9 protein-coding genes are annotated in these 10,419 nt (G+C 72.4%); 5 read left to right on the forward strand and 4 right to left on the reverse strand.

The window, feature by feature from the left end; all coding sequences use genetic code 11:
* Positions 1-58: 58 nt before the first annotated feature.
* The 3 genes from P3X83_RS06645 to P3X83_RS06655 all read left to right on the forward strand — a co-directional run bounded on the left by P3X83_RS06645 (position 59) and on the right by P3X83_RS06655 (position 3,144).
* On the forward strand, positions 59-1,021 hold the full coding sequence (locus P3X83_RS06645; RefSeq protein WP_277303967.1) for an ROK family protein: 963 nt from the start codon (positions 59-61) through the stop codon (positions 1,019-1,021).
* On the forward strand, positions 1,018-2,238 hold the full coding sequence (gene manA / locus P3X83_RS06650; protein WP_277303968.1) for a mannose-6-phosphate isomerase, class I: 1,221 nt from the start codon (positions 1,018-1,020) through the stop codon (positions 2,236-2,238). The genes P3X83_RS06645 and manA overlap by 4 nt, the downstream gene beginning before the upstream one ends.
* Before the next feature lie 84 nt (positions 2,239-2,322).
* Positions 2,323-3,144, forward strand: a complete 822-nt coding sequence (locus P3X83_RS06655; RefSeq protein WP_277303969.1) for a CbiX/SirB N-terminal domain-containing protein — start codon at positions 2,323-2,325, stop codon at positions 3,142-3,144.
* Positions 3,145-3,181: 37 nt separating this feature from the next.
* On the opposite strand, the gene P3X83_RS06660 is transcribed toward P3X83_RS06655, so the two are convergent.
* The 3 genes from P3X83_RS06660 to P3X83_RS06670 all read right to left on the reverse strand — a co-directional run bounded on the left by P3X83_RS06660 (position 3,182) and on the right by P3X83_RS06670 (position 6,571).
* Entirely contained in the window at positions 3,182-4,225 is a 1,044-nt protein-coding gene (locus P3X83_RS06660) for a hypothetical protein (RefSeq protein ID WP_277303970.1), read from the reverse strand.
* A gap of 79 nt (positions 4,226-4,304) precedes the next feature.
* A complete protein-coding gene (locus P3X83_RS06665) occupies positions 4,305-5,771 on the reverse strand; it encodes a glutamate--cysteine ligase (RefSeq protein ID WP_277303971.1) in 1,467 nt (488 codons plus the stop codon).
* An 83-nt stretch (positions 5,772-5,854) separates the two neighbouring features.
* Positions 5,855-6,571, reverse strand: coding sequence for an SDR family oxidoreductase (locus tag P3X83_RS06670; protein ID WP_277303972.1), 717 nt, complete (start codon positions 6,569-6,571; stop codon positions 5,855-5,857).
* Positions 6,572-6,685: 114 nt separating this feature from the next.
* Here P3X83_RS06670 and P3X83_RS06675 point away from each other — a divergent pair, with 114 nt between their 5' ends.
* A complete protein-coding gene (locus tag P3X83_RS06675; RefSeq protein ID WP_277303973.1) occupies positions 6,686-7,519 on the forward strand; it encodes a helix-turn-helix transcriptional regulator in 834 nt (277 codons plus the stop codon).
* A gap of 13 nt (positions 7,520-7,532) precedes the next feature.
* Here P3X83_RS06675 and P3X83_RS06680 read toward each other — a convergent pair whose 3' ends face one another.
* Positions 7,533-8,618, reverse strand: a complete 1,086-nt coding sequence (locus P3X83_RS06680; protein ID WP_277303974.1) for a class I SAM-dependent methyltransferase — start codon at positions 8,616-8,618, stop codon at positions 7,533-7,535.
* 219 nt (positions 8,619-8,837) lie between these two features.
* On the opposite strand from P3X83_RS06680, the gene P3X83_RS06685 reads away from it, so the two are divergent.
* The gene (locus P3X83_RS06685; protein ID WP_277303975.1) at positions 8,838-10,403 is read left to right on the forward strand and encodes an alpha/beta hydrolase; all 1,566 of its coding nucleotides are present in this window, start codon (positions 8,838-8,840) and stop codon (positions 10,401-10,403) included.
* Positions 10,404-10,419: the final 16 nt, after the last annotated feature.

Here is a 10,419-nt window from a genome sequence, read left to right on the forward strand (position 1 = left end):
CGGCGGCTAGACTCGCTCCCGCGTACGTCGCCGCGCCCCAACCCGGCAGGACACCCGCATGACATCCACCTCCGCCGCTCCGGTGCTCGCGATCGACATCGGCGGCACCAAGTTCGCCGCCGCCTCGGTGAGCCCGTCCGGTGAGATCCTGCGGCGGGCCCAGGCCCCCACTCCCGGCTCCGCCGATCCCGAGGTCGTGGCCACCGCCCTGCTCGGACTGGTCGCCGAGGCGTCGGCGGGCGCGTCGCACGCGGCGATCGGGATCGGGTCGGCCGGTCCCATCGATCCGGTCCTGGGCACGGTCAGCCCGGTGAACATCCCGGCCTGGCGCGACTTCCCGCTGCTCGGCAAGGTCCGGCGGGCCGTGCCGGGGCCGCCCGCCGTGCTGGTCGGCGACGCCGTGGCCGCCGCCACGGGCGAGCACTGGCGGGGCGCGGGCAGCGGGGCGGCCTCGCTCCTGGGCGTCGTGGTGTCCACCGGCATCGGCGGCGGGCTGGTCCTTTCCGGCAGGCCTTACCCGGGGCCCACCGGCAACGCCGGGTTCTTCGGGCACATCGTCGCCGACCCGGCGGGGCCCGCGTGCGCGTGCGGCGGGCGCGGGTGCGTCGAGGCGAGCGCCAGCGGACCCGCCATGGTGCGATGGGCCCGATCCCAGGGCTGGCGGCCGGGCGCGGCGGACGGCGCGGGCGCACGGGAACTGGCCGTGGACGCGCGGGACGGCGACGAGGTCGCGATCGCCGCGTTCGATCGGGGGGCGGCGGCGCTGGCGGCCGGTATCGTGGCGGTTGCCACGATCTGCGACCTCGACCAGGTGGTCGTGGGAGGGGGCGTGGCCGGTGCGGGCGAGACACTTCTCGGTCCGCTGCGGCGGCATGTCGAACAGCGGACCCACCTCGCGTTCACGCGGCGCCTGCGGGTCACGCCGGGCTCGCTCGGCGGTGACGCGGGGCTGATCGGCGCGGCGCGGGCGGCGTTGCTCGCGGCCGACGTCCCGACGACCTCGACGCCGGAGTGCCGATGACCCACGTTCTGCCCAGTGTGCTGCCCATGGCCAACCCGATCCGGCCGTACGCGTGGGGTTCGCGCGCGGCCATCGCCGCGCTGCAGGGCAGGGCCCCCTCGCCGGGGCCGGAGGCCGAGCTGTGGATGGGCGCGCATCCCGGCGCGCCCTCGCTGCTGCGCACCTCCTCGGGCGACGTCCCGATGGGCGACCTGCTCGCCGCCGAGCCGCTGGAGGCGCTGGGCGACGCGGCGGTCGGCGCGTTCGGGCCGCGCCTGCCGTACCTGCTGAAGGTGCTGGCTGCGGAGACGCCGCTGTCGCTGCAGGTCCACCCGACCCCGGCGCAGGCACGGGAGGGGTACGCGGCCGAGGACCTCGCGGGGATCCCGGTGGACGCCCCCCACCGCAACTACCGCGACCCGTACGCCAAGCCCGAGCTCCTGTGCGCGCTGGAGCCCTTCGAGGCGCTGTGCGGGTTCCGCGACCCGGCCGCGTCGGCCGCCCTGCTCGCCGAACTGGGGGTGGCCGCGCTGGATCCGTTCGTCGCGGCGCTGCGCGCCGGGGAGATCCACTCCGTGGTCTCCGGACTGCTCACGCTGCCGCCTGGACGGCGCGAGCCGGTGGTGAACGCGGTCGCGGCGGCGTGCGCGGCAGATGACGAGCTGGCCTGGGCGAGCGACCTGGCGGGGCACTACCCGGGCGACCCGGGGGTGGTGATCGCGCTGCTCATGCACCGGTTGCGCCTCGCTCCGGGCGAGGCCCTGTACGTGCCCGCCGGGGAGCCGCACAGCTATTTGCGCGGGGTCGGCGTGGAGATCATGAGCGCTTCGGACAACGTGCTGCGCGGCGGGCTCACCGGCAAGCACATCGACATCCCCGAGCTGCTGCGGATCCTGTCGCCGGCGGCGGGCGACCCGGTCGTGGTGCGCCCGGTGCGCCATGGTGACGAGGAGGTCTACGAGACCCCGGCGCGCGAGTTCCGCCTGTCCAGGGTCCAGGTGGACGGCGAGGCCGTGCTGCCCGCTTTCGGGCCCTCGGTCTTGCTTGGCATAAGCGGAAAAATCACGGTTTATGACAACCTGCTATCAACACGCGGTGAATCGCGGCAGAATGGGACTCGGCCCGGTCCGTCCGGGCTCGGTCTCGCGCAGGGCGCCTCGGTGTTCGTCACCGCGGCATCCGGGCCGATTCGCCTCTCAGGTCGCGGCACGGTTTTTCGTGCCTCCGTTCCCTCCTGAGAGCGTCCGGCATTTGCGCAGGTCGTAGACCTCCGGCAGTTTTCTGTACACCAGGGACCGCAAATCCACCTAAAATCCGCCGATGTGAACCAATCTCCCGAGAGGTTGCCGATCCGCGAGCGGTCGCCGCGGCCGGTGACGGGACGGCACCGCCGTCCGGTCCCCGCCCAGCTACCGCCGAACGCCCCTGCGTTCGTCCTGGCCGTGCCAGGTTCGGGCGACGAGGTGTCGGCCGAGGTGGCGAGCGCCCTCATCGTGGAGAACCCGCATGTCGACGTCCGGGTGGCGCACCTGGAGGACGGCGCGGAATGCGTGGCCAAGCAGCTCGCGGAGCTGGCCGACGAGCGCCCAGAGGGCGCGACGGCCGCCGTGGTGGTGCCCCTGGTGACCGGCCCCTACCCCCGGGTCTTCCGGATCATCCGCGAGGCGGTCGCGCAGAGCGGCGTGCACGTGATCATCACCGATCCGCTCGGACCGCACCCGATGCTCGCCGAGGCCCTGCACGTTCGGCTGGCCGACAAGGGCCTGGCCAGGGCCGACCGGATGCGGCTGTTCAACATCGGCGCGCCGATGGACGGCGTGATCGTCGCCACGGCGGGCGGCGACGAGGCGGCGCGGGCCGCCGAGACCACCGCCGTCCTGCTGGCCGCGCGCCTGGCCGTGCCGGTCGTGGCCGCCGCCATCGACGCGTCGCCGAGCATCGGCGACGCCGCGGAGCGCCTGCACCGGATCGGGGCCTCCAAGCTGGCCATCGCGCCCTACGTGATCGGGCCGGAGGGCGACCTGGGCAAGGTCGCCACCGCCGCCGAGGCGATCGGCGCCGGGTTCTCCGAGGCCATCGGCGCGCACTCGGCCGTGGTCCAGCTCGCCGCCAGCAACTACGGCGGCTGCCTGGAGGAGAGCTGACCCGCCGATCTAGCCACAGGTCTCGCTACCGATCTGGCTACAGGGGCACCGCGAAGAGCGCGCGTCTGCCCCGGAACTCGGTCACGCTCCACAGCGTGCCCTGCTCGCGCCAGCAGGTGAGGTCTTCCGGGCCGATCGGATAAGACCTGCTGACCGGTTCGCCCTCGGGCGCGGTCACGATCAGTGAGCCGTTGGCCGACGCGCCGCGCCCCCGGCTGAAGTACCAGCGTCCCGCGTGGGACAGCGCGCCCTGGATGCCCGCGTCGGGCGCGGTGTAGGCGTCCACCGGCTCGGCCTCGCCGCCGGTCTCGGCCAGGGTCTCGCCGTCGAGCGCCCACCGCGCCACGCGCCCGGTCTCGCCGGGATCGTCGGTGTACTCCCCGGAAAGCAGCAGGTCGCGCTCGCCGCTGCGGTCGAGCGTGACGTAGGAGAACCGCGCCGAACCGGGGTCCACCTGCCAGGAGTCGGTCTGCGGCAGCACGTAGCGGTAGCCGAAGGCGTGCGCCCGGCCGTCGTGGAAGCCGATCTTCTCGGGGTCGCCGACGTCGTCGCGCCCGGTGCGCATGTCGAGGAACCTCGCGAGGTCGAAGACGCGCAGCCCGTTCTCGGTGTCGGCGACGTAGAGCCGCCCGGCGTACCAGACGATGCCGCCCGCGTGGACGGGCACCGGGCCGAACGAGCCGTCGGGCCTCACCTCGACGAGCAGGACGTGCCGATAGCGCAGCGAGGCGGTGTCGAGGAAGCTGACCCGCGCGCCGCGCTCACCCGAGGGCGGCCGCCAGTACCAGCTCACCGCGAACGCGGGGGTGGCGAACCCGCCGTCGGACGCGCAGGTGACGCCCTGCGGGTACCAGTCGGCGGTGTCGTCGTCGGCGGGGTCGAAGGTGTACCAGTCTGCCGGCTTCGGCTTCATGCCGGCGAACGCCTTGGTGGCCGGCCGCCTGGCCGCCCGCCGGTTGGCGCCGGCGAGGACCGCTTCGAGCCCGGCCCGCCGGAGTTCGCGTTCGAGCGCGTCGGCCCCGGCGGCGTGGTCGCCCGTGGCCCGCCGCAGCGTGAACGGCGCGGGGTCCGCCGTTCTCATGCCCGTAGTCATCTGACGCCCTTCCGTCACCACGGACACTACCCGGCTTACGGGTGTGACTCACGGGATGGCAAAGAACTCATGTTGACATATCCGGCCAAGTGTGGACAGGCTGGTCGGTGAACGCCAGCTCCCGGTAACGGCCGATCATTCGCTCCCAGGCTCCGGGGGTGTCGCGCAGCGCCGCCATCGCGCGCCGCTGCCAGGCCGCCCCGGTGCGGCGGCGCTCGATCCGCTCGCGGACGATCTCCATGGCCCTGTCGATCTCCGCACGGTCCACCTCCGCCCGCTCCAGCCCCTCCGCCGCGAGCGGCAGCAGGCTCAGGGCCAGCTCAGAGGCGCGCGTCTCGCCGCCCACGCCCGGCCAGGTCATCGGCGCGTCCAGCCCCAGCGTGGCGGCGCGGTAGAAGTTGCGGTACGCCGCCGCGAACGGCAGCTCGTCGGTCCAGCCGGGACGGTCGGCCATGGCCAGCGTCAGCCCGACCAGGAACGCCGCGTTGGCCGCCATGTCGGCGGCGGTGGGGCCGGCGGGCAGCGCGCGCATCTCGACCCGCAGGTGACCGCCGTCCGCCGGGTCGTAGACCGGCCGGTTCCACTGCCACACGGTGCCCTGGTGCATGCGCAGCTCGGCGAGACCGGGCAGACCGCCCTCCTTGACGATGGCCAGCGGGTCCTCCTCGTCGCCGAGCACGGGGACCAGCGGCTCGTAGTCGCGGACGTATCGCGCGAACAGTTCCTCCGCCCCGCCCGAGGACCACTCGGAGCCGAACGCCACCCGGCCGTCCCTGCGCCAGCGCCGTTCGATGTCGCGGTCGTCGGCCGATTTCTCGAACAGCGCGATCCTGGTCTCCTCCCACAGCTCCCGGCCCAGGAAGAACGGCGAGTTGCCGGACGCCGCGAGCACCGGGGCGATGGCGAGCTGCGCCGCGTTGTAGACCCGGTCGAACCTCGCGGGCTCGGTGCGCACGTGGACCTGCCACGAGGTGTTGGCGCTCTCCAGGATGACGTCCTCAACCTGCAGTTCCAGGCGTTCGGCGCCGTGGATGCTGACCCGGAACGGCTCGGGGCGCAGCCGCCGGATGCCCCGGCTGAGCGCGCGGTAGCGGTGCTCGTCGCTCATGGCGTCGCGGGTGAAGTCGGACTCGGACAGCGTGGGCAGGATGCCGATGGCCACCACCCCGCCGCCCTGGGTCGCGGCGGCCCCGTCGACCGCCGCGACCATCTCCCTGATCTCGCCGTCCAGCGCGGAGAACGGCCGGCCGGCCAGCGGCACCGGGGTCAGGTTGATCTCCAGGTTGAACCGGCCGAGTTCCAGCACGACCCGGTCGTCGCCGAGTGCCGCGCGGACCTCCTCGTTGCGCGGTAGCGGCCCGCCGTCCGGTCTCACCAGGAACAGCTCCAGCTCGGCCCCGACGCTGCCGGGGCCGACGCCGAAGCCCGGCCTGGCGAGCAGCTCGCGCAGGGCGGCGAGCGATGCCTCAAGCCGCTCGCCGAACCTGGCGAACTCCCGCTCGGAGAAGCTCTCCCTGTCGACTTCCTGCCCCATCCGCCCGGCTCCTCAAGGTCGGTGTCACTGAATAACCCACCTCCTGTCCCGTCCGGCCGGATCCACACATCAGCGCGGCGGAATCACCAGGGCAGCGGACCGGTGTCCTGGGAGTAGGCCCCCGTGGGGCCGTCGTCGCCGATCAGGGCCAGGCGAACCGGCTCGACCGCGCCCTGGGCCGGGGTGCGGTGCCCGCTGTGCCCGTTGAGGTCGGTCGCGCAGTAGCCGGGGCAGACCGCGTTGACCTTGATCCGGCTGCCCGCGAGGTATTTGGCCATCGAGACGGTGATCATGTTGACCGCCGACTTGGAGGAGTTGTAGGCGGCGTAGTTGTGCGGGTACGTGGTGCTCGCCGGGTCGGTCGCGAGCGCGAACGATCCCAGCTCGCTGCTGACGTTGACGATCCTCGCGCTCTGTGACGCGCGCAACAGCGGCAGCATCGCCTGCGTGACGGTCATCAGCCCGAAGACGTTGGTCTCGTAGGTTCTCCGCATCGCGTCCACGGCACCGGGGTCGGTGAGGGGATCGCCCTCCTCCAGCATGATCCCGGCGTTGTTGACCAGGATGTCGAGCCCGCCGTACCGGGCCTCGATCCACTTCGCCGCGGCGGCCGCCGACTCCTGGTCGGTCACGTCGAGCCGGACGTGGACCGTTCCCAGCTCTTCCGCGGCCTTCCTGCCGCGCTCCTCGCTCCTCGCTCCGATGATCGCCGTGACCCCCTCCTTTCCGAACCGCTTGACGATCTCGTATCCGATTCCCTTGTTCGCGCCCGTGACGAGCGCTGTGCGTACGGTTGTCATGGGTTACAGGCTGTCGTGGCACGTGCCGCCGTGGGAGGGACTCGCCCAGGCTGGGATTCCCGATACCACCCAAGAACGCGGCACCAGTCACGGCATATCGGTCATGCTGGATAAATGGACAGGAGACAACTGGCCGAGTTCCTGCGCAGCCGCCGCGCCCGCGTGACGCCGCGCGAGGTCGGGCTGCCGGACGGCGGGCGCCGCCGCACCCCCGGCCTGCGCCGTCAGGAGGTCGCCCAGCTCGCCGGGATGTCGATCGACTACTACATCCGGCTGGAACAGGGCAGGGGCCCGAATCCGTCGCGACAGGTGCTCGGCGCGCTGGCCCGGGCGCTGATGCTCTCGGCCGACGAGCGGGCGCACCTGTTCCACCTGTCCGGCGACTCGATCCCCCCGTCCGCCGCGCATGCCGCGCCCGCCCGGGTGCCCGAGGCGGTGCGCGCCCTGCTGGACAGCCTGGAGGACGTGCCCGCCTACGTCCTAGACGTCAAGTACGACATTCTCGCCTGGAACCGCATGGCCGAGCTGATCATGGGCGAGCTCGGCGCGCCCGGAGCCGAGCGGAACGTGATCCGCCAGGTCTTCGTCGGCCCGCAGCCGTTCGCGTTCGTCAGCCACGGGGAGGAGCGCTGCGGCTTCGCCCGCACCGCGGTGGCCGACCTGCGGGCGAGCGCGGCCCGCTATCCGCACGACCCGGGCATCCGGGCCCTGGTCGCCGAGATGCTGGCGCTCAGCCCCGAGTTCTCCGAGCTGTGGTCGCGGCACGAGGTCGCGGTGCGCACGGACCAGCGCAAGCTCGCCTACCACCCGGACGTCGGCGAGTTCCAGTTGATCTGCCAGGTCCTGCACATGCCCGACCGCGACCAGCGAGTGGTCTTCTACACCGAGCTGCCCGGCGAGGGCCACGGGGGCGTCCTGCGGCTGCTCAGGGCCCGGCACGCGGTCTGACCCGGCGGGGGGCTCACGGCAGGCGCAGGACCCCGAGCCCGGCCCCCCAGCGGCCGATCGCCGTCTCGTCGGCGAAGGCCAGGGCACGCAGCATGTTGCCGCCGTCGGTGGCGGCGATCGTCCGCCGCAGCCGTTCGTCCATGCGGGCGGGCATGCGGGCCGTCCCTGACTCCAGCGCGTCGCCGTAGAACGGCGTGAAGGCCACCCCCGCGAAGCCGGTGCGCCGCAGCAGGGCGGGCATCGTGCGCGCGGAGTAGAACATCAGGTGGTTCTTGGTGAACCCGCTCCACGCGGGGCCGTGCGCCTTGAGCAGGAGCGACCCGGCGTTGACGGTGAACACCAGCAGCACGCCGCCGGGCGCGAGCAGACGGCGCAGCCGCGCGAACTCGTCCAGCGGGCGGGGCAGGTGCGCCAGCACCGACCACAGCGTGATCACGTCGAACCCGCCGGCGGCGACCTCCGGCACGTCCTCAGGTGAGCCGTGGTAGGCGACGGCCGAGGACAGGCGCGCGTTGGCCTGGACGACGGAGTCCGGGGACAGGTCCACGCCGTAGGCCTCGAAGCCCAGTTCCTCGGCCACTTCGAGGAAGAGGCCGGCGCCGCAGCCGAAGTCGAGGAGCCTGCGCTTGCGTCCGCCGGCGAAGACGGGCGCGAAGGCGTCCATGGTGAGCCGGTAGCGAAGCCGGCGACCGGCCGCGTAGTCGCCGGTCAGGAAGCCGCTGTAGCCGGTGGCGTAGAGGTCGCCCAGGCGCTCGGGGCGCACGTTGGGGTTGCGGTAGAGGAAGCCGCACGAGGGGCAGCGCACGACGCGGTAGGTCCAGGGCTGCGTGCCGTCCTCGCGGGCCCCGGTGGGCGAGAACAGCGGCTGCTGACGTGACTCACCGCACAGGTGGCAGGTGATGAACTCCTCGATGGGGCCGAGCGGCACCCGCTCGGCGTAGCGTTCCAGGGGGATGATCGGCGAGCGGCGCAGCAGCAGTCGCCAGCCCAGTTCCCGCGCCTGACGCTCGCCCGGCCTGACGTAGATGCGCTGGCCCCAGGGGACCGCATCAAAGCGGGAACCGAACGCAATTCGGGCAATGGCCTGTTTTGCCGACATCTTCTCGCACCTCACTTCGAGGACGCTCGCCCTCGTTACTTGACGTCACTACCGCCACAAGCCAGGCACGACGCTCAAAAAGTATTTGGCTGGTTCATGCCCTAAAGCACCCCCGGCATTTTCGGCGCGTCACCCGGAGTTTCCGGAAGCGACCGTTAAGGTGGCCTTGTCCCCCGAAATCAGCGCGTCTTGGGGGGCTTCATGAGGTGGGCAGGTCCGATGGTCGCTGCCGGGGCGATGGCCTTGGCCGTCACGGGATGCGCGGGCCAGCGAGGCGCCGAGGACGTGGCCCTCGGCTCCGACGGCCCCACCGACTCCCTGGAATGGACGCCCTGCGACATCGGCGGCACGCCCGCCGAGCAGCCCCCCGCCGAGCAGAGCCCCGCCGCGACGGGGACGGGCACCGCCTCCCCCCGCAAACCGGAGTGCGCGCGCCTGAAGGTCCCGCTCGACTACGCCAAGCCCGAGGGCGACACCATCGAGATCGCGCTGGTGCGGATCCCGGCCACGGGCCCGGGGCAGCGGATCGGCTCACTGGTGTTCAACTTCGGCGGCCCCGGCGGCTCAGGCGTGGACACGCTCGTGCAGGCCGCCCCCCGCTTCTCCACCCTGAACACCCGCTACGACCTGGTCGGCTTCGACCCCCGCGGGGTCGGCCTGAGCGCCCCGGTGAACTGCCTGGACGACGCCCAGATCGACGCCGGGCAGCAGACCGAGTCCACGCCGAACACCCCGCAGGAGATCGCCACCTTCGAGGCCGAGCTGCGGAACATGGTGAACGCCTGCGTGGCCAGGTCGGGCCGGCTCCTGCCGCACGTGGGCACCGTCAACGCCGCCCGCGACATGGACCGCCTGCGCGTCGCGCTCGGTCAGCGCACCCTCGACTACTTCGGCATCTCCTACGGCACGATGCTCGGCGCGAACTACGCCCACCAGTTCCCCGAGAACGTCGGGCGCACGGTGCTCGACGCTGCCGTGGACACCAAGCTGGACAAGATCTCACTCGGCCTCCAGCAGGCCGCGGGGTTCCAGCTCGCCCTTCAGCACTACGCCGAAGCCTGCGTCAAGGCGGGGCCGCAGCTCTGCTCGCCCGCCAAGCGGGGCGCGACCAAGGACGTCAAGACCCCCGAGGAGATCGTCAACGACGTGGGGAACCTGCTGAAGAGCCTGGAGCGCAAGCCGCTGGAGACCACGCTGGGCCGCAGGTTGAGCCAGACGCTCGGGATGAGCGGCGTGGCCACCGCGCTGTACTCCAGGCAGTTGTGGCCGGCGCTCAGCCAGGGGCTGACCATGGCCGAGCAGGGCGACGGCACGATCCTGCTCACCCTGGCCGACGTGCAGAGCGGGCGCGACGAGAACGGCCACTTCAGCAACATCATGGCCGCCAACACCGCGATCACCTGTGCCGACACCACCGAGCGGCGCACCGTGGCCGACGTGCGGCGGGTGCTGCCGAAATTCCGTAACGCCTCGCCCGTCTTCGGCGAGTCCATGGCGTGGGGTGTGATGCAGTGCACCGGCTGGCCGGTGCCGGGCGACGATTCGGCCAAGGAGGTCAGCGCCAAGGGCTCGCCGCCGATCCTGGTCCTCGGCAACACCGGCGACCCGGCGACGCCGTACGCCTGGGCGCCCGCCCTCGCCAGGGAACTGGGCACCGGGGTGCTCGTCACCCTGAAAGGCGAGGGGCACGGTTCCTACGACACCGGCGATCCCTGCGTGCGCGCGGCCGTGGACGGCTATCTCCTGGAGGGGAAGGTGCCGCGCGACGGCACCCGCTGCGGCTGAAATCTCATTCAGTTCA

Source organism: Spongiactinospora sp. TRM90649, assembly GCF_029382225.1.
Lineage (GTDB): Bacteria > Actinomycetota > Actinomycetes > Streptosporangiales > Streptosporangiaceae > Spongiactinospora.